A 25123-nucleotide genomic window follows, 5' to 3' on the forward strand; every position below is an offset into this window, starting at 1 on the left:
ATCGGATGGAAGCCCTCTAGGAACTTTTAAGAGGTGATCGCTATGCTTCCTATCTTCCTGATTCTTTTGCTCAGCGCCATCGCAAGTCTTTGGCTGTCTTTACGCGCCTCTCACGAAGTTTCCCGGGTTTTAGCTATAGGTAGTGCTATATTTTGCTTAATTTTTGGGTTTGCTATGGCACCATGGGCTATTCAGGTTTTGATTGTTCTGTCGCTTCTGGGGATCGAACGGTTATATCCCTTCCGGAAAACAGCCGCTGAATTGGTTACTCTTTCTCCGACCAAAAGACGATGATTTGTTTGTTTAGGTCTACTCCAGACTATCATGCATTCAGCCAGGGAGTCTACTCCCCCAATCTATAACAGAAAAAATTTAATAAATAGAATGCCCCAGCTTTAACGCTGGGGTATTTTGATCGGAAGTTTCCCTAGGACATCGGTCAAGAAACCGGGTTTCTTTGGGTGAAAACTTAATATTTCGTTGTTATCCTCATGAAAAACCCGGTTTCTCGGAATACTATTGGTCGTATTTTTTCCTCTTACATCAGATTTGGTGGTTGATGAGGTACAGTCTTCTAAGCAACCCCTACGGATTCAAAGGTTTAACGGCTAAATCGGCTAACGTAATCGTGAAATTTTGTTGCTTTTCAGTAGCGACAAAGGTAATAATCACCTCACCAGCAACCGCCACCGTCAGCATAACTAAATTTCGCGCCAAGGGATAATCACAAATATCATCATTGACAGGTGAGGGAACGCGATAATTATCGTTCCAAATGATTTCCGCATAGTCACTCGCTAATCCCAGATGCAAACAGGGAATCTGCACTTGTTGACAATAGTCTTTCACCGCTTGACGGGCGACACTATTGTCAAAGGTATCAATGACTAACTGACTATCCCGAAGTAATTGAGAACAGTTGTCCGCCGTTAATTCTTTGGCACGCCCATCGATAGTGACACCTAATGCACGATAGAGCGTATTTGTCAATATCTTAGTTTTATAAGCACCAATATCAGATTTGTAATAGGGTTGAGTGGAAAGATTGCGTTCTTCGATGCGATCGCGATCGATTACCCGTAACCTGCCAAACCCAGAACGAGCCAGGTTTTCGGTCAGATTTGCCCCCAGCGCCCCAGCCCCGCATACGGTTACCGGAAACTCCTGCAACCGTGTCATCAGGGCGGGTGTTCGATAGAGGTTTTCGTGAAAGAAAATAGACATTAAGTAGGTGGGGACAATTAAAGTTAACGGCGGAGAACTCGCTTTCGCGAGAAGCAAGCTACGTTTATGTAAGGGTTTGAGGAACATTCACAGAACTTAACCTAGTTCGGTTTATTTCCACCGACCTACTTAGTAATACAATTGGGCAATCACCGCAATCGCGACATAGCTAATGGCTAGTTTAAAACAACTAACCGTTATCAATGACTTTAACAAAGCCATGTCGCACCCCATAGATTAATCGAGTCACCGCATCCTCATGATCTGAGGTAAAGGCATTATCCATCGGTGTGATCAGCAATTCATACCAGTCAGAGTGACTGATTTGACCCTTTTTCATGCTTTGAGCAAAGAGTTGACTAAAGTCAAACGAGTTACTGATTTTTCTCTGGTGCGCTTTTTTTGTCAGCATCTTATGTCTCTGGGCTTAATAGAGATTGTGGTAGACGATAACTAGATTGTAGTCAAGATTCAGGGGGAGTTTTTTGAAATCTTCGTAAAGAAATGTTGGTCAGTAGGGGGATAAAATTAAAGTTGACGGTTGAGATGGGGAACGGGGAACAGAGAACAGTCAGAATTTGACGCTTGTTTACATTTCAAAGTAAAACGTCAAGACAGGGATTATTTGGTATATTATGTTACCGTTTTTCCGGAATGATCACATCGATTTTGATTACTGGATTGATGATCTAGCTGCGGGCTTCGATTACACCAACGAGGGATTGTAAATCAAAGTCGCGATCGCAACCCGAAAGACAGATCCCCGAACTCATTACCGTTAAATCCCCCTTAGCGATCGCAGAGGTATGACGTTCCCCATCACGAGTCGTCCATTCCACTTGCCAAAACTCGCCGCGATCGCGAAATGTCCGCAATCTCCCACCTCCCATCTGTAGTGCATCCCGCAACTGCTGTTCATCGGTTCGCTCAGCTCCCCCAGCTCCCCCAGCTTCCCCAGCTCCCCCAGCTCCCTCTGCTCCTCTCGCTTGACGCCGATGGTGTTCTCTTTCTTGATACGCAGGTGTTTGTTGCAATACGAGTTCATAAACCGTTACCATTTCCGGTGTCATTCCCGCAAACCGCACTTGATCCGGTAGAGTCACTTGTTCTAACTGTTCTCGTAACTGTTCAGTCGGTTGAGGTTCAGCGCGTCTATCGATTTCATCAAACCAAAATGCCGTACCATCAGAACGGGCGATAATCGGTTCAAATGCAGCGCCTTCGCTAACTAGATGTACAGGTACAGGTTTAACGATACCTAAACGTTGCTGCATATCCGACTCATTGATGGGATAGGCTAACCATGTTAATGAACGCAATGGATAAGCCAAGCGCAAACGCAGAGGTTTTAGTAATTTCAGATACTCCGCTAATTGAGGTAAACTCGCCTCTTCTACTACCTCAGCCGTCTTCTCATCCACAGGACGAAAAATACCCCACCCTTCAAAGTCCCTCGGTTGAGGAGTAAACGTATAAATTAGATTAGCCACTGACGTGCGAACCTTTCCCCCTTGAACACAGGGAGCAAGAAACTCGGTATCCTGAAGTTGGGTTTCTTGGGCGGCGATTTGGTTAAGCAGCTTATCAATGTCTGCCATTGTCAGTTATCAGTTATCAGTTATCAGTTATCAGTTATCAGGTGTCAGTTATCAGGTGTCAGTTATCAGGTGTCAGTTATTAGTTATCAGGTGTCAGTTATAGTTTGATATGCCTCAATCATAGTCTGCGCGATCGCATCCCAACTATAATGCTCTAGTGCATAGTCTCTGGCATTGACTCCACGCCGCTTTTGTTCACCAGCATCCCTTAGTGCTTCCCGTAAGGTTTGAGTCAACGACGCCACATCACACCCACAAACCCAGCCCGCCTCCACCGCCTTCACCTCTGGGCAAATATGCACCTGATCTGAAATTACCACAGGAGTTGCCGCCACCATCGCTTCGGCGACAGCAATGCCAAAGTTTTCATAATAAGAGGGTAAAACAAATAAATCCGCCCCTTGTAGCAACGCCGCTTTTACTTCCCCCTCAACAAATCCTGTAATTGTCGTCTGAGACGATAGCGGCGACGCCTGAATCTGTTGTTGAATTTGACGTTCATACTCTGGATCTTGGGGATTCGCGCCCGCTAAGATAAACTGAAACCCTAACCCCTCAGCCAAAAGCGTTTCTAAAGCCGGAATCAGTAAATCCAATCCCTTCTTCGGATCAATTCGAGACATAAATAATAGGATTGGGGATTGGGTAGAGACATTCTCTAGAACATCTGTAGGGGCGGGTTTAGGGACTTTTGTTTCACCATTGATGATATCGTTTGTGCAAAACCCGCCCTGACGTAGAGACTCGCCATGCAACGTCTCTACATCCTCCGGAGGCGTCACCCCCAAAGGAATCACAATATCCGGCGCATTTGTACCAAACCGTTGAGAAATTTTTGCCTCTTGTTCACTGGTAAAATGAATCCCCGCCGCCCCCGCTAAATTAGCGCCTTCCCACAATCCCACATAAACTTGTTTTAATCGCCGCTTCTTCTGTAAATCCGCCGGATCAAGCGTACCCAAGGGACGCAAAATATAGGGTAAATTTCGTTTTCGGGCGACTGTTGCAGCAGCCGTACTCACAGGCGAAAACAGGGCGTGAATATGTGCCAGATCAAACTCCCCTGCATGTTGCCACAACCAACGTAATAAATCGAGGGAAAACTTATAACGACGGAACGGAGAACACCGGAAATATCGTACCTGATAACCATCCTGGGAAACAGGTTTATCTAAAGGAACATCCAGTGGTGGTTGACCAAAATCCCCATTACTATCGGTCGTCAATATCGTAACATCTACACCCTGATTCGCTAGCGCTTTAGAAAGCCCCAGCACCATTTGACTCGGACCCCCATAAACCAGCGAAATTGAAGGGACAATTTGTAAAATTCGCATTTTTGTCATTCGTCATTTGTCATACTTACTACCTTAAAAAGAAAGCCACATCATATCATCGCCAATTCTTTCCAAATCCTATAAAAATCAAATCCCAATCCTATCACCCCCTCTGCGCCCTCTGCGTAAACCTCTGCGCCCCTCGGCGTTGAAAAACTATAATTCCGACACCCAGGAAAAATAATCTCATCATTCAATAAGTCTCTGATAAAAATCCAACAACTGCCGTGCCAAAGCCTTATTCGTATACTGCCTCATTGCCCGTTCATACCCCAACTCAGCCAACTGCTTCGCCAACTCCGGCTGTTCCATCAGCGATACCAACTTGCCACGTAACCCTTCTACATTCCCCTCCGGAAACACCAAACCCGCGTCATCAATCACATTAGGAATTTCCCCCGAATCCGACCCAATCACAGGAACTTTCGATGCCATCGCTTCAATCAAAACATGACCAAACTGTTCCTTCCAACCCGCCGCCGTTAACGTTTTAAACTTGTACGTCGTCTCAGACGGTAACACCAAAACATTCATCAAATTAATATAATTTGGCACTTCATCATGAGGAACACTCTCCACCCAAATCATCCGGTCTTTAATTCCCCATTCCACCGCCTTTTCCATTAACACGGTTTGCAAAGAACCCCGCCCTAGGAGTAACCATTTCCAGCGATATTCCTTGATACCAGCCAAAGCTTCCCCTAGAGTTAATAACCCTTTCTCCTCAACAAACCGCCCCACAAACCCAACCACAAATTCATCCCCTTGAACTCCTAACTTACTTTGTAACTCTGGCTGGGCTTGGGGACGAAATCGACTATCATCCACCCCCAATTGAGGCATAACGGTATAAGCGCCTTGATAACCATGCTGCTGGAGGACTTCCACCGCATCCTGATTTCCTGCAACTAATCCGTGAGTATTCTGAAGGTTATAATCATGCAATATTGATAAAGGAAACTTCACTTGATAGGGTAAATTCCACCAAGTAAAGAAGACATTTTTTGCATTGATTCCTAAAAGTTGATTCAAGGTAATGAGTTGGGCATATCCTAAAGCTTTTGCACCTTGTTCAACTTGAATAATCTGGGGTTTAAAGTCTCGCAATAAGGCAAGTATATCCGTGCCAAAGGTGAGTAATCCTTGGTTATTTTGGCTAAAGTTAGAGATAGGGACGACTCGAAATGAACCTTCTTGACGTGGTTGGGTTTCAATAATTTTATTTTGTACCCCCCCTGGACGCCAGCGACGGGGTACAACTACGGTGACTTCAATATCAGGTTCTAACTTCGCGAGTTCGCGTAGCTTTTCGCAGTTAAGATCAACAATATAGGTATGACTGGCAACTATAATTTTCATTTTTTTAGAGGGAATAGGGAATAGAGGAGATAAGGGAGATGGGAAAGATAAGGGAGATGGGGGAGATAGGGAGTTATCTCAACACTGAGTTAGGGCGGGTTTTGTACTAAGGTTACTATCAATTGCTACAAGAGAGTCCCTAAACCCGCCCCTACAAACCAGCGGGTTTTGTACCAAGGTTACTATCAATCGCGACAAGAGAGTCCCTAAACCCGCCCCTACAAATCATGCCAATTGAATGTCGCGAAGGGTCAAAACTTCCCCAATCAACCATCAACTTTTTCATCCAACTCCGTATAAACTTGTCCCTGATCCCAACTCGACTTGATTTGAGTTTTCAGGGCGTCGATAAATCCGATAGTGTAGAACCCTGCACGAGTAACAATTTTAATAGGGGAACCACTCTTGTTACAGGGTGGATTTCCGAGAACGTGACAATCAAAAAGCTTGGCAAATAAGCGCACCTGCTGACTGGGGGTGAGGTTTTTCAGCGCCATCAGGAAATGATTGTGGTAAAACGTGACTTGGTATTTTAGCGATCGCGTACTAATATCGTGACAACCGCCCGTCTCTTCGCCTAAATGCACCAAAGAGGCATCGGGATCATACCAAATCTGATACCCCGTTTGTCGCAATCGCAGACAAAAATCCGACTCTTCCCGTACCGCACTCCCGCGAAATCGTTCGTCAAACCATATCCCATGCTTGGTAAAAATCTCCCGACGGTAGGACATATTACAGCCTCTAGCGGAAATCACCCACTGCGGTTTAATTGTATGCACTAGGTCAATGTGATACCAGGCAATTCCGGGGTCCATCGCTTGAAGAGGTAACTCCTCAATTTCGTAGTCTCCCTGATGTTTTTTCTGAGAATCGGCTAGCTTCATTCGGTCAAACACTCGCCCCGCAACCGCGCCAACCTCCTGACGTTCATAGTTACGGGCGTGGGCTTGCAAATACCCAGCAGGCATTTTCACATCATCATCGATAAATACAATAATGTCCCCCGTCGCCCGTCGCACAGCATAATTTCGCGCCCCCGGTAGACTCGCCCAGTTCACCCGAAACCATTTAATTTTCTGGTCATTCGCCAGTTGTTGTAAATAGGCTTCGATTTCAGGTTTGTGGTTTTGCGTTTGATCCACCACTAAAATTTCAACAGCAGGATAGTCTTGCTTGAGTACATCTTCTAACGTATCTCGCAAGGGTTCCTCGCGTTCATAAGTGGGAATAATGACTGAAATTAAAGGCTCATTCACGGCTGTTTTTTTTAAAGGATAATTGTTGATTGTTGATTGTTCATTGTTCATTGTTAATCCTCTTCCCCTGCTCCCCTTGCTCCCCCAGCTCCCCCAGCTCCCCCAGCTCCCCCAGCTCCCCCAGCTCCCCCAGCTTCCCCTCATACACTAAGAGGTTGCTGGGGTGGCAATTCGTGGTTTAGATACCTTTTTTTTACCGTTCTTTTGTACGTCCGATTCATCCTGTTGTTCGACAAGTTTCTGTTTTCGCAGTTCCTGTCGGTCTATCTTGGGTAAGGCTAGGATTACCCCCGCAAAGAACCAGTAATAGACTGCTACGGGGTCTGTATCCAAAGGATACCAATAGGTGTTATAACTGATAATCAAAACAAAAACCCAATAACTAGAGCCAAAACTACGTAAATTTTTGTCACGAACTGATTGTTTAGCTTTAAATGTAGTAAAGGTTAAGTGTGTCACAAACGCCAAAAACGCTAGGGTACCGATCGTACCTACTTCAAAGATAAGTTTGGGATAATAGGTTTCAACCAGTGAAACATCCCCAAAGGTGCGAGTAGAATTCGTGGCTCGTCCTAAACCATTACCGAGCCATCCCTTGGTGTTATAAGTCGCCCATTCAAATTGCTCTTGAATAAATGCTTGCGGTGGTGAAGCCTCAGCACGACTCTTAAAACTGTCAATTCGTTCCTGAACCAGTTCTGGATTCATGGCTAAGCCAATCGCAATCAGCAAGCCCAGTCCCACGCCTATTGGAATAAATCGTTTGAGATTCGTTATCTGACCTGTGAGGATTAACAAAAGTATAGTAATAGCTGGAACTAAAGCCAAGGCAATTCGCTGACCGCAGATTACCGCATTAACAAAAACCAGTGCCATACCTGCCAAACCTCCAATCCGCCACAAAAAAGACGAATCGCTAAATGCGGCGGCAAAGGTTAACGCACTATTAGCAATCAGGAACCAACCCCAGTGCCAAGGAGACACAAAGGTTCCTGGCAAGCGAATCATATTCTGTGATGGACTGTACAGTAAAGCCCCACCAATATAACAGCGAGCCTCTAAGCTGGCTTTAAATAACTCAACCCCTGAGAGATGATCCGTACCAGCACACCTGCCGCTCTTAAGCATCATGTACTGCCAAAGCCCTAGGAGGCAGCAAGTAATTGCCAAACCTAGATGTAATCGGCTACAAAATAGCAACTCCTTTTTACTTTTGAGCAAATGTTGAGCGCAAAAAATCAGGGGAACATATCCCAGGAAAATTTTCAAGCCCAAAACTCCTTGAAGAAAGGGTTGTCCTGACGCATTGCCCGTCAAATGTAAACCGTTGACAAAAAATAAAGTCAACAGAGAAAACACCAAGCAAATACTCAGTGTTGACATCAGGCTTTGGGGCACAAAAAAGGGTTTCTTTTCGCGTCGGCACTGTTGATATAAGCCAATTAGGGCAGGAAAATATAATCCATCTTTGGCTAATTGGAGTAGGGCGCTACCACCGAGGGTATATACAACCGTGCCACTAAAGGGCATGTAAATGAGAAATAGCCACAGTGCCTTGCGGGGATATTTGTAGGAAAGGGCAAAACAAGGTATGATTGCTCCGGCGATTACACCCATCTTTGGTTCAGCAACCACACTCGCGATCGCGCCGAGTAATATCCCTGGCAATAGCGTCATGAACAGCCATTGAATCAGTTCTTGGCGCTGCTTTTGCGCTTTACGCTGTTGGGCTAACTGCTCCTTCAAACTCAGGAGAGGGGCTTCAGACTGCTTTGACTGCTTTTTTCCTTTTTTTGAAGTTTTCGATTTTTTGACTTTTGATTTCGATTTCGATTTAACCATGGCAAAGCTGTCAGGCTGCCCGTTTCTTTCGATTGTGGCACATCCACACGCCAGGGTGCAGGGGTAGGGAAGCTGGGGAAGCAGAGGGAGCTGGGGAAGCAGAGGGAGCTGGGGAAGCAGAGGGAGCTGGGGAAGCAGAGGGAGCTGGGGAAGATGGGGGAGCAGAGGGAGCTGGGGGAGCTGGGGAAGCTGGGGGAGCTGGGGGAGCTGGGGAAGATGGGGGAGCTGGGGAAGCTGGGGGAGCTGGGGAAGATGGGGGAGCTGGGGAAGATGGGGGAAGTTCTCATATCCTTTCCAGAACCGTTATCATTGCCTTCTGCCTCCTGCCTTTGAACTTAAATGGAATGGTACTGACTGGTATGCTGGTGGGTTGAGCGAAGTCGAGCGGGTTGAGCGAAGCCGAGCGGGTTGAGCGAAGCCGAGCGGGTTGAGCGAAGCCGAGCGGGTTGAGCGAAGCCGAAACCCACCCTACTGTATATCAATGGTTTCGGCGATCCCAAAATGCTTATTTCAGTGCCATTCAAGTTAAATGTTTTTCCACAACAGAAACCAGTTTGGCTGTCCAGTGCGTTACCATTTGTGCTTCAATGGCTTCTACCATCACCCGGATAACGGGTTCGGTTCCTGATGCTCGGACTAAAACTCGCCCTTGATCTGCCATCACGGTTTGAGCTTGGGAAATCGCATCCATCAGGGGTTGACAGTCTTGCCAATGTAAACGGCGATCGCGGTTTTCGACGCGCACATTTTGCAATAGTTGGGGATAAGTCTGAAAGCTTTGATCCACCAATGTTTTCAAGGAAACCCCCGACTGACGGACTAATGAGGCTAAATGCAGCGCCGTTAACATACCATCACCCGTCAAGCCGTAATGGTAGCAAAGAATATGCCCTGATTGTTCACCACCAAGCATCGCTCCACTGCGATCCATTGCCGCTTGCACATATTGATCACCCACAGCCGTTCGTACCAGTTTACCGCCACTGGCTTTCCATGCCCGTTCAAAGCCCAAGTTAGCCATAACCGTGGCAACAATTAAATCATCGGGGAGTTGATCCGTTTGTCGTAACGTTTGTCCCCAGAAATAGAGAATATAATCACCATCAATAACTCGACCTTGGCTATCAACTGCCATCACTCGATCCGCGTCACCATCAAAGGCAAACCCCATATCAGCCGACTGTTCTCGTACCGCATTCTGGAGACAGGCTAAATGAGTTGAGCCACAATTGACATTAATGCGATCGCCATCAGGTTGATTATGTAAGCAAATAACCGTTGCTCCCAACTCAGAAAAGACTTGTTCCGCTAACCTCACCGAAGCCCCCCACGCCAAATCCAGGACGATTTTCATCCCCTGTAAATGGGTTACAGAGTGCAGGGGACGCCGTAATGATTCCAAATAACGTCCCACTAATTCCGGTCGGTGGTAATGCTGACCTTGAGTATGAGCAATCACAGCCGTATCGACTATACCTCGGATACCTGCCTCAATCTGTTGCTGCAATTCCCCTGGCAGTTTTGTTCCTTGAGCGCTAAAAAACTTAATCCCATTGTCTTCTGGGGGATTATGACTAGCAGAAATCATCACTCCACCCATGGCTTCTGAGAAACGGGTAAGATAAGCAACTCCAGGTGTCGGACATAACCCGATATTCCAAACCTCCAATCCGGCTAAGTTTAAGCCTTGACTTAGTGCTGATGCCAATATATCGCTGGAGTTTCGCGAGTCCTGTCCCACAATCACTGGACCCAATGCTGAGGCGACAGAATGTAAGACCTGACCAGCCCAAAACCCAATTTGTCGGGCTAATTCAGCGGTGAGCAGTTCTCCTACTCGTCCCCGAATGCCATCTGTACCAAACAAGGGAGTCTTGGGCAAGGTTAGGGATAAATCCTTTAGGGTTCCATGATTTGCAGATTTGCGTAGATGTCTAGGGGTAAACCGATGGATGTCCTGACGGCGGACAGGAGACGTAACCATAACTTGAATTTCCTCACACAACACAATACTGTGGAGGATAACACTTTCTTCTATGGTTGTTATAAGTCATTCGTCATTCGTCATTTGTCATTTGCTCCCCCAGCTCCCTCTGCTCCCTCTGCTCCCCCAGCTCCCCGACACCCGACACCCGACACCCTACACCCCCTTCATCAACGGCTTGCCAAAGGCTGGATGATTATAAGCTGTCCAGGTTTGATTGTGAGAGTTGGTGATGATGGTTTGAGTGGGAGCTTGGAAGAAAGGACTCGACTTCCTAAAATCCACTGCCATTTTTGACTGGTCAATCCCTTGGTTCAGAGTTTGCTGGAACTCTTGAATGGATTGGGACGTTGTAAATCCCCACTTTTCCCGAACACCATCTTCTAGCTTCTTGAGCAATGTGATAATATTTTGCTGGGTAATCGTTGCATCGTTGAATGGGACAATGCCTAAGTAAGCAATAATCAATAATTCAGAATTACTGGCACTAAAGGTCAAAGAGGTTTTCCGCACGCCAACATTCACGTTGGGTGCTGTATTGAGAACGGGAAAAATCTGCGCTAGTTGATGATAAACACCAACTAAGGCTAAATTCGCGGCTATATCTAAAGGGGCATCAATGATAATGGTGACGGTGGGCAGGGTTTCGTTAAAAAACTTGTGCGATACGTCTTCGCTTGAAAGGTTAATAACCCGGCTGCGATCGCCCTCTGTACTCAAATCAACCCACTCGCAGACAATCCCTTGGGTTTTCAAACCGACACGAGACACGCCATGCAATTTTGCCCCCGTGAGCGTCGCCCCAGTTAAATCTGCCCCAATCCAGTCGGCATGAATTAATCGCGCTTGGGTCAGATCAGCATGGACTAAACTGGTGTTGAGCAAATTGGCATGAGTCAAATCCGCCCCGGTTAAATTCGCACCACTTAATTTAGCCTCACTCAGATTTGCCCAACTGAGATTAGCACCACTCAAATCAGTCCAGCGCAAGTTCGCACCACTGAGATCCGCACCCGCTAAATTGGCGCAACTGAGATTGGCTTGCTTGAATTCAGCGTGACGAAAATTGCTATTACTCAGATCACTACGGCTCAAATCGGCGGCGTTTAAATTGGCACCTTCTAGATTTGCCCCGGTGACAAACGCTCCACGTAGGTTGGCTTCGCTCAGATTAGCCCGTTGCAGTTTGGCGTCTCTGAGGGCGGCTTCTCGCAGATCCGCCCCACTGAGGTTGGCTTCTGTCAGGGTAGCGCCACTTAACTTGGCACGAATTAGTTCCGCCCGAATCATCGCCGCCTGAGTCAGTTGCGCTCCCCCCAAGTCGGCTCGAATCAAATTGGCAACGTTGAGATTGGCTTTGGTTAAGTTGGCTTTGGTAAGATTTGCACCACTGAGTCTGGCTACATTGAGTCGCGCCCGACTCAAATTGGTTCCAATTAAATAAGCACCACTGAGGTTGGCTACACTTAAATTGGCTTCACTTAAATCGGCACCACTGAGATTAATCCCACTCAGGTTGGCTTCGGCAAGGTTTGCACCGGAAAAGTTTTTCACGCCAGCCGCATATTTTTTGAGAATTGCCGTCACATTCATTAATGCTATCCTTAATTGAACTGCCAGAGGATACGTTTTCAAGGAAAGCGCTACCGAGTGGTGTTGTTATCGGAGCCAGTTGCCCAGTAGAGTGTCAAGGTAGAGTTGAGTGGGATCGGTTAAAGTCATTCTCCCTTGTCTTACTTGTCCTCTCTCACTGGTAAAGGGTAGCGCCTAGCCTAATCCAATGATGATAGTTGGGAAGGGGGCTAAGACTCTCTCACTCCAGCTTTGCCTAAAACATTTAAATGAGATTTGATCAGCTTAGCGTGGATGGCATGGGATCATGAAGATTGGGATTGTTGGACTTGGACTCATTGGCGGTTCCCTAGGACTAGATTTGAGAAAATTAGGTTATTCTGTCTTGGGAGTGTCTCGCCAAGACTATACCTGCAAGAGAGCCATTGAACTCGGTGTCGTGGATGACGCGAGTGTCAAAATGAACCTTTTGGCAGCGTCTGATATTATTTTTATTTGTACGCCAATTTCAGCGATCGCGCCAACGCTTCAGGCGTTAATTCCCCACTTATCCCCTGACGCGATTATCACGGATGTGGGTTCGGTGAAAACGGCGGTGGTGGAAGCGGTGACACCTCTGTGGCATAATTTTGTCGGTGGACATCCGATGGCGGGTCGAGAATCGAATGGGATTGAGGCGGCGGTATCGGGGTTATTTACTGATTGTGCTTATGTGTTGACACCTCTGGATACGACGCCAACCGACGCGGTGAAACAGGTTGAGCATTTGGTGCGATCGCTCACTGATCGGGTTTATTTCTGTAGTCCTCAGGATCATGATCGCGCCGTGGCTTTGATTTCTCACCTACCTGTGATGGTGAGTGCGAGTCTAATTAATGCCTGTATCGATGAAACTGATCCGATTGTCCTAGAGTTAGTGCAGAAATTAGCCAGTTCCGGGTTTCGCGATACCAGTCGGGTAGGCGGCGGAAATCCAGAGTTAGGGGTGATGATGGCGCGTTATAACCGGGACTTTTTATTGCGATCGCTCCTATCTTATCGTCACCGTCTCGATGAATTGATTGAACGGGTTGAGCAAAGCGACTGGCAAGGCTTAGAACAGCACCTGCAAGACACTCAAGCCGCGCGATCGCAATTTTTCTCCTAATCCCTAAACTTATGTATCCCAACAACCGGATCAAAATGGGGAGATCTGTAGGGGCGGGTTTAGGAACTAACACAACTTGTCACCAATAACTGAACAACAAAACCCGCCCTCCGCCCTAATTGGGTTTTCATTATCTTTGAGTAAAGGGCGACCCGATTCAATTGAGTGGATGCAAGTGTTACTTTGTGCAAGCGGGTCGCCCCTACACGAGATTCAAATGTGACCTGATTTTTTCCAACAAAACCCATCCTTCGTCTTAATTGATTCAATACATCGTTAAAAACCATTTAACCCCAGCTATCACGCCCAGATGAACCGGATAAAACAAGTAAAACCATCGCGTTTTTATTCCTGCTTCCCCATTATGTAGGCAAATAAATACGGGCGCAATAATGCCAGCCAATTCAATAACACTCCCCCCAAGGGCGACATATAGGATATGCGGTACTATATAAACTACCCACCATTTAAAATCAAACTGTCCGGGATGAAACTTTGACATTATATAAACGAGTGGCAATGTAAAGAATCCTGCCTCGAAACGAGCGACTATGGCAATCGTGGTAAACAATAAAACGATCGCTCCCTTCAGCAGACCATTATTAACCTGTTTCGAGAGTCGAATCACCATCACACCAGCCGCCAGCACAAACAAGATATTCAGGGGAGGCGTTGCTGAGAAAATTAAGGAATAAACATGAGAATAAATGGGTTGTGAAATAACTCCCAGCAGGATTAACCTAAAGACATAGTTCCAAATATTAGACGTATAGTTTTCCCCTTGTGCCGCTAACCAAGCAAAGAGAGGAAAGCTCAACCGTCCGAGCGCAACCATAATCGTTGCTTCTGGGAAAAATACCCGTCCAACATGATCGATTAGCATCAGCAGACAGGCGATTAATTTAAGGTGAAATGAATTCAGCAATTTTATTAAAGGGAACAGGGAACGGGTAATACCTAATTCAAATGCACCTCAGCTTAATACTAAATCCGGGTTACCTACCCCCGTTATAATTCAGTCCGCCTAGACGGACTTGGTTTGTGTAGTAGCGATTTTAATCGCCGTGGATTTCCTTCTGTCATGATCCACCCTAAGAGGAATGGCACTGACTTTAGAGTTTGTAGTAAGCGCTTTAGCGCTTCTGGCACTAAAGTGCCTACTACGAACCCAGCTTAAGTCAGTGACATTCACCCTAAGAGCGATGAAAGAGGCAGAGTAGATTACCTAACCTTGTAGTTTAGCAAAACCAATCACGAAGATACTTATGGAGGGTTTACATGGCTGATAATTATAGAGCTGAACGCACGATTTCTGCGGTATTTAAGGAACAAGATCAAGTCGATACCGTAGTCCGACGCCTGGTCGATCGCGGCGTTCCCTCAGATCATATCTCGGTAATGGGTAAGAATTTTCAATCTCAAAGCCGAATTGCTGGATTTATCAGTAAAAAAGATGTTATTTTAGGCGGACTCAGAACCGGGGCAATTTTTGGATCGTTATTTGGTTCTTTCTTAAGTCTGTTGACGGGGGTGGGTGTTTTATTCATTCCCTTTGTGGGTTCTGTGGTGTCAGCCGGTCCCCTGAGTGCTGTACTCTTAGGCGCAGCCAGTGGTGCGCTAGCGGGTGGTGCTGGTGCAGGTTTAGTCTCGGTTCTGGCGGCGTTAGGAATGTCAGAAGAGAAAGCGGCGATTTACCAAACCCGACTGCAAGCGGGTGAATTTCTGGTGATGGTAGAAGTTCCCGCCGGAAAATCTGGCGAATACCAACTCTTAATGCAAAATGCAGGTGGGGAAGAAATCCATACCAGCGATATGACGTTACCTCGTCCCTGTCCCGGTAAATGCAATGATCCCAGCGATTTATCTCCCGAAGTGCGATCGCATCTGTCTGAAGCGGCTCAGAAAACCTTTATTGAGCGCTACAATAGCGTTTACGATGAGAATCAAGACCCAATCCAAGCAGAACAAGCTGCGTGGGAAACCATTCATCAGCAGTATGAAGAAGATGAAAATGGCGTTTGGTCTAAGCAAAAAGTGACCGCTTAAATTGGGTGCGTAGTTTGTAGTAAGGGAACCTTAGCCCCTTATTAAGTTAGACAACCCAACCAATAAGCTTAAGTCGGGTCTGCTGAATAAGTTTTGTGGTGAGGGGAGGGAACAGGGAACAGTACAGCACGCCCTAAGTAAAGGTGCGTTAGCGAAGCGTAACGCACCCTACAATTTGCCATTGGGGGCGAGATTATTACGATTAAACCGATCGTAAGGCAATCCATTAAAATTCAATTCCCGGTTGCGCTTTAATATTTTGCTCCCGCAACGGATGCTTGACCAGTGTCATTTCGGTGACTAAATCTGCCTGTTCAATTAATACTTTCGGTGCGCCTCGTCCGGTTAAAATAACGTGAGACAGGGTGGGCTTTTCTGCTAACCGGGCTAATACCTGCTCAACATTCAAATATCCCAGTTTTAATGCCACATTCACTTCATCCAATAGCACCAAGCGAAACTCTGGGTTGCGGATAAACTCCAGCGCCTTTTCCCAAGCGGCTTGGGCTTTGCTGATATCTCGTTCCCGATCTTGGGTTTCCCAGGTAAACCCCTCACCCATCGCATGAAATTCTAACTGAGGTGTCTCCCCATTGGTAGCGACTGTCCAAGGTGCAAACGCCGCCTTCTCTGCGGGTTCCCAGGCGCCCTTGATAAACTGGACGATCGCAACTCGATACCCATGACCGAGCGATCGCAAAACCATCCCTAGGGCGGCTGTCGTCTTCCCCTTGCCATTCCCCGTGTTTACAATAATTAACCCTTTTTCGCTTGACGCTTGCGCCAGACGTTTTTCCTGAACCTGCTTGCGTCGCTGCATTTTCTGGCGGTACTGTTCTGAGGTTAACCCAGAAGTGTTCTCAGATTGCTCAAATTCGCTGGATTCCCTGTGGGAACTGGTTTTCATCGCCAATTACTCAAGATTTATGACAAAGAATTTATAACTAACTGTAACAGTTCTTGACAAAGTGACAAAATAAGGCGGAACGGAATGATAAAATTCCTTAACTAGTTCAGCAACATAAAACCTGAAAACACGCTGAATAGTCTTTTTTTTGCCTTGGGAACCAGGGCGACTGCGCGGGTTCTCCGATTGAGGAGATAAAGGTTAGTTTCCTAACCAGAGACGCTGAGTAAAACCAAAGCATCTTTTTGGTGTGGCGGTATCGGCGAATGAGACGCGAAGCCTACATGGTAATCGTTAATTGATTGGATGTAGGTAGTTCACATGCCCTATTTTCTTATACACGATTGAGAGAGACAGTTATGGCAGAAGAAGAAAACATGCAAGAACAGGCTCCAGAAGCAGGACAGCCGACTCTATCTGGCAAACCGCCCCTCTTTGGCGGTAGCACCGGCGGCTTGCTGACGAAAGCCCAAGTGGAAGAAAAATATGCGATCACTTGGACTAGCTCTAAAAAGCAAGTCTTTGAAATGCCCACGGGTGGTGCAGCAATCATGAATGAAGGGGAAAACCTGCTGTATCTGGCTCGCAAGGAGCAATGTCTGGCGTTGGGAACCCAGTTGCGGACGCAATTTAAGCCCAAAATGGAAGACTACAAGATCTACCGGATTTATCCGAGTGGTGAAATCCAGTATCTGCACCCCGCAGATGGAGTCTTCCCAGAGAAAGTTAACGAAGGGCGTCCCTTTGTCGGTAAAATTGACCGCAAGATCGGTAATAATCCCGAACCTGTTACCCTCAAGTTCAGCGGTAAGGCGACTTACGAAGTCTAGTTTGGCTGAACCGTGATCAAGATGTAGAGACGTAGCATGCTACGTCTCTACTCATCTCCCCCATCATTGATACAACAATTGAAGCCTATGATATTACCAGAGTTTTCTCAATTTTGCGCCCTGTCTCAACAGGGTAATTTTGTACCCGTTTACCAAGAGTGGGTGGCAGATTTAGAAACTCCGGTGTCGGCTTGGTATAAAGTCTGTGCGGGTCAACCTTATAGCTTTCTCCTGGAATCGGTGGAAGGGGGAGAAAATGTGGGACGCTATAGTTTGTTGGGGTGTGATCCGTTATGGGTGTTGGTCGCACGGGGCGATCGCACGACGCAGATACACCGGAATGGTACGGTAACGGAGTTTGAGGGGAACCCGTTTGAATCGTTAACCGATTGCCTTAGCCCCTATCATCCCGTCAAATTGCCCCAATTGCCACCGGGAATTGGTGGGTTATTTGGGTTTTGGGGGTATGAGTTGATTCGCTGGATTGAACCGCGAGTTCCGGTTTATTCCCCCTCGGAACAAGATTTGCCGGATGGATTGTGGATGCAGGTGGATAACCTGATTATTTTTGATCAGGTGAAGCGGAAAATATGGGCGATCGCCTACGCGGATTTACGGGAGGCGCAGGGGGACTTGGAATCGGCTTATCAGCAAGCCTGCGATCGCGTCAAGACATTAGTACAGAAGCTACAACTCCCGTTATCGAGTCAGGATACGGTTTTGGAATGGACGCCGCCAGGAACCACCACGCAGCCGTTACGCTATACCAGCAATACCCAAAAGGAACAGTTTTGTGCCAATGTCCAAAAAGCTAAAGACTATATCCGTGCGGGTGATATATTCCAAGTGGTTCTCTCCCAACGGCTTGCGGCTGACTATCAGGGTGATCCCTTTGCGTTGTACCGTTCCCTGCGCCTGATTAATCCCTCGCCTTATATGGCGTATTTTAATTTTGGTGATTGGCAATTAATTGGGTCAAGTCCGGAAGTGATGGTGAAAGCCAGCCGATTAACCACGGGAAAATTACAAGCCACCCTGCGTCCCATCGCCGGAACTCGTCGCCGAGGTCAAACACTTCAGGAAGATGAAGTGTTAGCGCAAGATTTACTGCACGATCCAAAAGAAGTTGCCGAACACGTTATGTTAGTGGATCTGGGACGTAATGACTTGGGGCGAGTTTGTACCAGTGGAACGGTAACCGTTGATGAGTTAATGGTTGTCGAGCGCTATTCCCATGTGATGCACATTGTTAGTAATGTGGTAGGAGAACTGGCTGAGAACAAAACAGCTTGGGAGTTACTCAAAGCCTGCTTTCCCGCCGGAACTGTCAGTGGTGCGCCGAAAATTCGGGCGATGGAAATCATCCACGAATTGGAACCGGAACGGCGGGGTGCTTATTCTGGGGTCTATGGCTGGTATGATTTTGAAGGGCAACTCAATAGCGCGATCGCGATTCGCACTATGGTGGTTCGTCCCCATCCCTCTGGTACACATACAGTATCAGTGCAAGCGGGTGCTGGTTTAGTGGCTGACTCTAACCCAGAAAAAGAATACGAAGAAACCCTGAATAAAGCCAGAGGCTTATTAGAAGCTATTCGTTGTTTAAGTTAACAGCAATGGAAGTCTATCACCTTTAGCATCCCTGGTCATTTATGCCAGGGAGAAGTCAAAAATCCGCGTTAAAAAATAACGTAAATGAACCTAAAGTGATTCGGGATAGACTGCGATCGCTAACCAAAAAAACGGGTGGCAAGGGATTTGGTGGTTCAAAGCTATAGAGACTATGATAGTAAACGGGTGGCATCAGGACACAGCCCGGTGTCTATACCAATTTAAGGGGTAACTGGGCTTATACTAAGTGGGTGGACACAATTAAAGTTAACGGTTGAGATTAGGGAACAGGGAACGGGGAACAGGGAACAGTAAGGGTTTGAGGGTGATTTACTTGCACTGGATACAGTACCGTTTTATCTGATGCCAGTCCGACTACTTAGTAGTTAACTCTCGTTAAAAATGTCTAGAGCCTACAACCTTAGAGAGAACTAGATAATCCCACTTGAGAGAGAATTTTAAGATTAATTTTTGAGTTATAACTATACTAGACTTAACTGGAAGCGGAATCAGGGATCTTGCCGATTTGACTGAACAAGCAGATTGCTTCATCAATTCTGACTATTGAAAATTGTCATGAAAAATTTTATATCCGGTTAGTTGCCAAAAAAGGTGGAATAAAGAGCAGTGTACTTTTCATGTAGATGAAAAAATACTTTGAGGTGGATGACATGCAGCATAAACAAGCTGATGATTTTTATTTGATCCCAAATTTAAGCTCCCGGCAAACTATTAATACAGAACAACCATCAAACTATCCATTTTCGACAAATTCACCAAAAGGCAATCCGTCATCTTTTGAGGAAAACGGAGGCTTATTACTGATGCCCCTAAGCTTTATGGTAATGGCTTGGGTTGTCTTAATTTTAGTACGGTCAAATGTATTAAAATCATTCCGGAATCGATTAACGCCCATCAAAGGATTACATCAAGTTCCTTGTTTAAATTGTAAATATTTTAAAAACGATCCCTATCTAAAATGTGCTGTCAATCCATGTACAGTATTAACCGAAGAAGCTGCCAATTGTTCTGACTATTCCTCAAAAGATAGCCAATAATTGTCTCAGGGAGCATGGGGAAAGGCAGAAGGCTCCAGAGTAGAGGATAGAAGGTTCCACGGAAAAAGAAGTCAACGTTGATCCTCCTTTCTGATAAACTGACGTTGGAAGTCTGCCGCCAACATACCAATGCCAACGATGTGGACAGAGATAGCTGCCCAGATTAGCCAAGTCACAGGCAAACCCTTTGAAGTCGTGAACCGCCGTTCGGTGAGTGGCGGCTGTATTAATCAGGGTTGTGCGTTAATCGGTGACGATGCTACCTATTTTGTCAAAACCAACCAAGCCTCTCAAGTCAGTATGTTTGAAGCAGAGGCGTTGGGATTAAAGCAAATGGTAGAAACCCATACGATTCGAGTTCCGCAACCCATCGTCTATGGTGTCGCTGGAAATTCGGCGTATATTGTCCTAGAGTGGCTGGAATTTGGCGGTGGGAATAGTGAATCCTGGGTAGAAATGGGACGCCAGTTAGCGGCGATGCATCAGGCGACTCCGCCTCAAGACAAAGACGGGCGATTTGGTTGGAATCAAAACAACACCATTGGTTCAACGCCACAGATTAACGATTGGATGGACGATTGGGCAGAATTCTTTGCCGAACATCGATTAGGATATCAATTTAAACTAGCACGGCGTCGCGGGGGACATTTTCCGGGACAAGATCAATTACTGGCAAAAGTTCCTGAATTGTTGGATCATCAACCCAAACCCTCTTTGATTCACGGGGATTTGTGGGGGGGAAATGCGGCTGTTACCACATCAGGGGAACCTGTACTGTTAGATCCAGCAACTTATGTCGGCGATCGCGAAGCGGATATTGCCATGACAGAATTGTTTGGTGGCTTTCCGGCGGCGTTCTATCGGGGGTATAACCAAGTGTGGCAGTTAGATTCGGGCTATAAGCAGCGCAAAACCTTGTACAACTTGTACCATATCATCAATCACTTCAATCTCTTTGGTGGTGGGTATGGATCACAAGCTAATCGGATGATTGAGCAAATTATTGGATAGGATACGGGTAAGTTGACACCAAGGAAGGCTTACGCCCAATTTAACCGTAAAATCTCATATAGCATTTGTAAATGAGTTGTAAACCTAGGAGGTCTTTTCTTAGATTACTTAAAAACCCTGTATCTCTTTCCCCTATTGCCTATTGCCCATTGCCCATTGCCTTTTTACCAGGTTCCTGTGTTCACGACCCAAATGAAAACGCTATAACTCCGGCGACTAACACTTACAATAAGGGAATTTCCACCACAAACTCTGTACCGTATCCGGGTGCGGAGAAGCAATGTAAATGTCCCTCATGTTTGTCTACGACAATTTGATAGCTAATCGACAAGCCTAAACCTGTTCCTTCTCCTACAGGTTTTGTGGTAAAAAATGGGTCGAAAATTTGTTCCTTGATGTGTTCAGGAATGCCACAACCATTATCAGCAATGTGAATCAATACAGAATTGCGCTCCGATAATTCAGTCCGAATCCATATCGTCGGCGTAGGAGCATGATAAGGAAAAGAAAGTTCTGTCGATGCTGAACCCTTATTCTTATCCGCTTGTTCATCCCCGGAATTAAGAGCATCAATGGCATTATTCAGCAAATTCATAAAGACTTGATTGAGTTGTCCTGGATAACAGTCTACAGGTGGCAACTTGCCATAGTCTTTGACGACTTGGATATTAGAGGCTTCCGGCTTTAAGCGGTGCTGCAAAATTAACAGCGTATTCTCCATTCCTTGTTCAACATCCATGCATTTGCGTTCAGCTTCATCCAGGCGCGAGAAATTCTTTAGGCTAGCCACTAACGTTTCCAGACGGTTGACCCCGAATTGCATGGAACTAAGAAGTTTGGGCAAATCTTCTCTGAGAAAGTCGATATCAATATCTTCAGTTAAGGTTTCAATTTCCGGTGCAGGTTGAGGATAGTGCTGTTCATAGATTTGCACTAACTCCAATAAATCTTGAGCATATTGATTGGCATGATCAATATTCCCAGCGATAAACGTAATCGGATTATTAATTTCATGAGCAATCCCTGCCACTAACTGCCCCAAACTCGACATTTTTTCATTTTGAATCAGTTTAAGTTGAGTCTGTTTTAGTTCACGTAGGGTTTTTTCAAGCTGGGTGGCTTTCTCTTTCAACTTCGTTTCCGACTTTCGCAAGGCGGCTTCAGCGGCTTGGCGTTCCTTGAGTTCAGCCGAGACTTGCTCAAACAATGCCGCTTGCTGAATTGCCATGCTTAACTGAATACTAAGTTTTCGCACACATTCAATTTCCTGTTGCTGCCATTTTCGCGCTCCCGAACATTGCTGAACCACAAGCAATCCCCAGAGATTTTTCCCGTGTAAAATAGGCGCTACTAGATTAGCCCGAACCTGAAGCTTTTCGAGTAATTCAATGTGACAGGGGCTTAAATTAGCATTGTAGATATCGTCAATCACTCGAATATAACCGTCTTGGTAGAGAAACGATATAACTTCAGGATTCTTGAAAAAATCGTCCTCAATGGTTGTGCCAACAATCCTCATCCACCCTTCGCCAACTGACTCCACATCAACGGTTCCCGTCCAATCGGGATTAAACCGATAAATCAGAGTGCGATCGCACTTTATAAATTTCCGCACTTCTTCTACGGCTGTATTCAGGACTTCATTCAGATTTAAGGATTGGTTAATTCGCTGATTTATACAGCTCAAAAGCCGTTCTTGCTTGGCTTGTTGCTTTAATTGCTGTTCAGTTCGTTTGTTTTGGGTAATGTCACGGAATGACCAAATTCTGCCGTAGCACGTTCCTGTAGCCGATAAAGCTGGTGTGGAATAAAGCTCGAAAATTCGTCCATCAGTTAGCTGAATTTCATCCTTATGAGTTAGTGGCGGATGCTGTTCCAGATATTCGACTTTACTAAACACTTTTAGCGGTTCAGCAATTAAGGGTAACACACATTCTAAAAATTCCTCTTTATCGGAGGATTTCATCATGTCATCAGGAACCTGCCACATTTGGCACAAGCGAGAATTGTAATTAATGATTTGACCATTGGGAGCAATTACAATGACGCCATCCGGATCAGCCTCTTGTTGTGCCTTTAATAAAGCATGACTAGCTCGGAGTTCCTCTTGTGCTTGCTTTTGAGATGTAATATCAGTCTGGACGCCAATAAAATAGATCACCCGCTCCTTGGCGTCTCGAATCGGTGAGATCGCTAGCTCATTCCAAAAGGGGGTTCCATCTTTGCGATAATTCTTAAGGACGACCTTCACCTCTTGCTCAGTTCGTAGAGCCTGACGGATTTGCTCAACCACCTGCGGATTAGTATCGACTCCTTGCAGGAAGCGGCAATTGCGTCCAACCACCTCTTGACGAGAATAGCCGGTAATTCTCTCAAAAGCGGGATTGCAATAGACAATCGGCATATCCGGTTTGCCAGCATCGCTGAGGACAATACCACAGCTTGCCGCACCAAGGATACGCTCATCTAAACAAAGTGGCTCTAGAGACAATTTATCGGAGGTATTGGCGTCGAAAAGACGACCCGTTGAGGGCTGATGGAGGTAGGAAATCATGGCAGTAAGTCAGCAACGTGTAATATATGCAGGGGTCGAGGCGGATCTAGACTAGAATCTAAATGCCAACTTTGATCGTTGAAATGTCAGCTCCAACCGTACCCGCTAAAAAATTTCTCCAACCCATTGACCGTCTGGCTTTGATCATCATGGTAGTGCTGAGTCTGTTAATTGGCATCGTACTATTGACAGGCGATACCACTCGACCTAGAGTTAGGAATTTCAGTTGGCAGGACAAATACGTCAGTGCTGAGGATACGGCGTTTATTCTAACCTTTAGCCGTCCGATGAACCACGCCAGCGTAAAAGCAAATCTCAAAATCATGCCCGTTTTGCCAGAGGGTGAGGTGAGTCCCTCAGATGTGCCGCCAATCGAGGGCAAGATTAGCTGGGCGGGGCGGAAAATGGCGTATACGTTGCTTTCGCCGATTCCTTATGGTAATGACTATCAGGTTCAGCTTCAGGGGGCAAAGGAGAAAATACCGGGGGTTGAAGAAGAAGGTACCATTATGGAACCGTTTCAGGCAACCTTTCACAGTCGCGATCGCGCTTTTGCTTATATTGGCGTCGAAGGAGAGGAACAGGGGCGGTTGATTCTCTATAATCTCACCCAACAGCAAAAAACGCTGCTGACGCCTGCTGATCTGGTGGTACTGGACTTTCAGCCCTATCCAGGGAGCGATCGCATTTTATTTTCCGCTAATGATCGCCAAAATCAGGCAAAGGGGTTACTCACGGCACAACTGTACACCGTAACCACGGGACTATCGTTTCCCTCTCCAGATCAGGGTTCTCCGGCTCAGCAAACCCCTGGTAAGCTGGATTTGGTATTAGATAGCGAAAACTATCAAAATCTGCAATTTGACTTATCCAGAGACGGGCAAATCATTGTGGTACAGCGAGTGAATCGAGACGATCCCGCTGACTTTGGTCTGTGGATGATCCCTGCTGATGGCGAACCTCAACCCTTAGAGAATCAGCCCGGTGGGGAATTTTTAATTGCCCCAGATAGTGCCTCATTAGCCGTAGCCCAAGGACAAGGGGTGGCGATTCTGCCCTTAAACGCCGACGCCGAACCTCTAGACTTTCTGCCCAAATTTGGTCAAGTTCTCAGCTTTGCCAGCGATGGTGCAGCAGCGACAATGGTGAAATTTAATACCGACTATACGCGATCGCTGTTTTTGGTGAATAATCAGGGAACCGAACAAGAACTCCTCCGCACAACCGGCTCGATTATCAACTGTGAGTTCGCCCCAAATGAGGAAACCCTCTATTGCCTGTTAACCCAACTGATTCAAGGGGAAGAGTATCGCGAGGAACCCTTTATCGCCGCCGTTAATCTCGACGCCGAACCCGACAGTGAGGAGAGTCCAATACAACCCTTAGTGGTGTTACCAGAACAGCGTGATATTCAACTGAGTTTATCCCCAGATGGTTTAGCCTTATTATTCGATCAGGTAGCCACCCGACCCGCCTCAGCCATTGATAGTTTAAGGAACGACGAAGGACAGGCGATCGCAACTGGGCGTCTTTGGCTATTGCCCTTAGATGAATCTATAACCTCAGAAGCACCCGTACAACTCCAACCTGAGCCATTATTACCAGGATTCCTCCCCCACTGGCTACCGTAGCAGAGGGAGCGGGGGGAGCGGGGGGAGCTGAGGGAGATAGAGAGTCTGTTGTAGGGGCGGGTTTTACCTTTAACGTTTCGTTTTCACCCGAATGTCACTAAACCCGCCCCGACCTAGCCGTTCAATTATCACATAAGACAAATGACATAAGAC

The 25123-nt window shown here is 46.4% G+C and carries 21 protein-coding genes; 9 read left to right on the plus strand and 12 right to left on the minus strand.

Annotation, left to right across the window (positions count from 1 at the left end; genetic code table 11):
- The first annotated feature begins 42 nt into the window (after positions 1 to 42).
- Complete coding sequence (locus MC7420_RS39105; protein ID WP_071777185.1) at positions 43 to 294, plus strand: hypothetical protein; 252 nt, start codon at positions 43 to 45, stop codon at positions 292 to 294.
- A 291-nt stretch (positions 295 to 585) separates the two neighbouring features.
- Here MC7420_RS39105 and MC7420_RS03610 read toward each other — a convergent pair whose 3' ends face one another.
- The 7 genes from MC7420_RS03610 to hpsL all read right to left on the minus strand — a co-directional run bounded on the left by MC7420_RS03610 (position 586) and on the right by hpsL (position 8619).
- On the minus strand, positions 586 to 1224 hold the full coding sequence (locus tag MC7420_RS03610) for a ThiF family adenylyltransferase (RefSeq protein WP_044204973.1): 639 nt from the start codon (positions 1222 to 1224) through the stop codon (positions 586 to 588).
- Positions 1225 to 1414: 190 nt separating this feature from the next.
- Positions 1415 to 1636: a hypothetical protein gene (locus MC7420_RS03615; protein ID WP_006098405.1), complete on the minus strand. Its 222-nt coding sequence runs from the start codon at positions 1634 to 1636 to the stop codon at positions 1415 to 1417.
- 277 nt (positions 1637 to 1913) lie between these two features.
- A complete protein-coding gene (locus MC7420_RS03620; RefSeq protein WP_044204744.1) occupies positions 1914 to 2822 on the minus strand; it encodes a hypothetical protein in 909 nt (302 codons plus the stop codon).
- A gap of 86 nt (positions 2823 to 2908) precedes the next feature.
- A complete protein-coding gene (hpsP, locus tag MC7420_RS03625) occupies positions 2909 to 4159 on the minus strand; it encodes a hormogonium polysaccharide biosynthesis glycosyltransferase HpsP (RefSeq protein WP_044204975.1) in 1251 nt (416 codons plus the stop codon).
- Between the two features lie 189 nt (positions 4160 to 4348).
- Positions 4349 to 5518: a hormogonium polysaccharide biosynthesis glycosyltransferase HpsO gene (hpsO, locus tag MC7420_RS03630; protein WP_006098601.1), complete on the minus strand. Its 1170-nt coding sequence runs from the start codon at positions 5516 to 5518 to the stop codon at positions 4349 to 4351.
- A gap of 266 nt (positions 5519 to 5784) precedes the next feature.
- Positions 5785 to 6777, minus strand: a complete 993-nt coding sequence (gene hpsN, locus MC7420_RS03635; protein WP_044204976.1) for a hormogonium polysaccharide biosynthesis glycosyltransferase HpsN — start codon at positions 6775 to 6777, stop codon at positions 5785 to 5787.
- Between the two features lie 147 nt (positions 6778 to 6924).
- A complete protein-coding gene (hpsL, locus tag MC7420_RS03640) occupies positions 6925 to 8619 on the minus strand; it encodes a hormogonium polysaccharide biosynthesis protein HpsL (protein WP_044204747.1) in 1695 nt (564 codons plus the stop codon).
- A gap of 32 nt (positions 8620 to 8651) precedes the next feature.
- On the opposite strand from hpsL, the gene MC7420_RS37760 reads away from it, so the two are divergent.
- Positions 8652 to 8993 (plus strand): hypothetical protein, encoded by a 342-nt coding sequence (locus tag MC7420_RS37760; protein ID WP_006098680.1) that lies wholly within the window; start codon positions 8652 to 8654, stop codon positions 8991 to 8993.
- 146 nt (positions 8994 to 9139) lie between these two features.
- On the opposite strand, the gene glmM is transcribed toward MC7420_RS37760, so the two are convergent.
- Positions 9140 to 10603 (minus strand): phosphoglucosamine mutase, encoded by a 1464-nt coding sequence (glmM, locus tag MC7420_RS03650; RefSeq protein ID WP_006098360.1) that lies wholly within the window; start codon positions 10601 to 10603, stop codon positions 9140 to 9142.
- A gap of 156 nt (positions 10604 to 10759) precedes the next feature.
- Positions 10760 to 12196: a pentapeptide repeat-containing protein gene (locus MC7420_RS03655; RefSeq protein WP_006098355.1), complete on the minus strand. Its 1437-nt coding sequence runs from the start codon at positions 12194 to 12196 to the stop codon at positions 10760 to 10762.
- Between the two features lie 286 nt (positions 12197 to 12482).
- Between MC7420_RS03655 and MC7420_RS03660 the strand changes: the two genes are divergently transcribed.
- Positions 12483 to 13322 (plus strand): prephenate/arogenate dehydrogenase, encoded by an 840-nt coding sequence (locus MC7420_RS03660; protein WP_006098346.1) that lies wholly within the window; start codon positions 12483 to 12485, stop codon positions 13320 to 13322.
- 265 nt (positions 13323 to 13587) lie between these two features.
- Here MC7420_RS03660 and MC7420_RS03670 read toward each other — a convergent pair whose 3' ends face one another.
- On the minus strand, positions 13588 to 14247 hold the full coding sequence (locus tag MC7420_RS03670; RefSeq protein WP_157453016.1) for a TraX family protein: 660 nt from the start codon (positions 14245 to 14247) through the stop codon (positions 13588 to 13590).
- 353 nt (positions 14248 to 14600) lie between these two features.
- On the opposite strand from MC7420_RS03670, the gene MC7420_RS03675 reads away from it, so the two are divergent.
- Entirely contained in the window at positions 14601 to 15368 is a 768-nt protein-coding gene (locus MC7420_RS03675; protein WP_006098475.1) for a ChaB family protein, read from the plus strand.
- Positions 15369 to 15594: 226 nt separating this feature from the next.
- Here the strand turns inward: MC7420_RS03675 and cobO are convergent, their stop codons facing one another.
- Complete coding sequence (gene cobO / locus MC7420_RS03680) at positions 15595 to 16275, minus strand: cob(I)yrinic acid a,c-diamide adenosyltransferase (protein ID WP_006098739.1); 681 nt, start codon at positions 16273 to 16275, stop codon at positions 15595 to 15597.
- Positions 16276 to 16634: 359 nt separating this feature from the next.
- Here cobO and psaD point away from each other — a divergent pair, with 359 nt between their 5' ends.
- The 4 genes from psaD (at position 16635) to MC7420_RS03700 (ending at position 20785) form a co-directional block, all read left to right on the plus strand.
- Positions 16635 to 17105: a photosystem I reaction center subunit II PsaD gene (psaD, locus tag MC7420_RS03685; RefSeq protein ID WP_006098362.1), complete on the plus strand. Its 471-nt coding sequence runs from the start codon at positions 16635 to 16637 to the stop codon at positions 17103 to 17105.
- Between the two features lie 87 nt (positions 17106 to 17192).
- On the plus strand, positions 17193 to 18716 hold the full coding sequence (trpE, locus tag MC7420_RS03690) for an anthranilate synthase component I (protein WP_044204979.1): 1524 nt from the start codon (positions 17193 to 17195) through the stop codon (positions 18714 to 18716).
- 671 nt (positions 18717 to 19387) lie between these two features.
- On the plus strand, positions 19388 to 19774 hold the full coding sequence (locus MC7420_RS37770) for a hypothetical protein (RefSeq protein ID WP_006098533.1): 387 nt from the start codon (positions 19388 to 19390) through the stop codon (positions 19772 to 19774).
- A 138-nt stretch (positions 19775 to 19912) separates the two neighbouring features.
- Positions 19913 to 20785, plus strand: a complete 873-nt coding sequence (locus tag MC7420_RS03700; protein ID WP_006098642.1) for a fructosamine kinase family protein — start codon at positions 19913 to 19915, stop codon at positions 20783 to 20785.
- A 223-nt stretch (positions 20786 to 21008) separates the two neighbouring features.
- On the opposite strand, the gene MC7420_RS03705 is transcribed toward MC7420_RS03700, so the two are convergent.
- A complete protein-coding gene (locus MC7420_RS03705) occupies positions 21009 to 23339 on the minus strand; it encodes a PAS domain-containing protein (RefSeq protein ID WP_006098397.1) in 2331 nt (776 codons plus the stop codon).
- A gap of 62 nt (positions 23340 to 23401) precedes the next feature.
- Between MC7420_RS03705 and MC7420_RS03710 the strand changes: the two genes are divergently transcribed.
- Positions 23402 to 24970: an Ig-like domain-containing protein gene (locus MC7420_RS03710; RefSeq protein ID WP_006098538.1), complete on the plus strand. Its 1569-nt coding sequence runs from the start codon at positions 23402 to 23404 to the stop codon at positions 24968 to 24970.
- Positions 24971 to 25123 lie beyond the last annotated feature (153 nt).

This window comes from Coleofasciculus chthonoplastes PCC 7420 (assembly GCF_000155555.1).
Classification (GTDB): Bacteria; Cyanobacteriota; Cyanobacteriia; order Cyanobacteriales; family Coleofasciculaceae; genus Coleofasciculus; species Coleofasciculus chthonoplastes_A.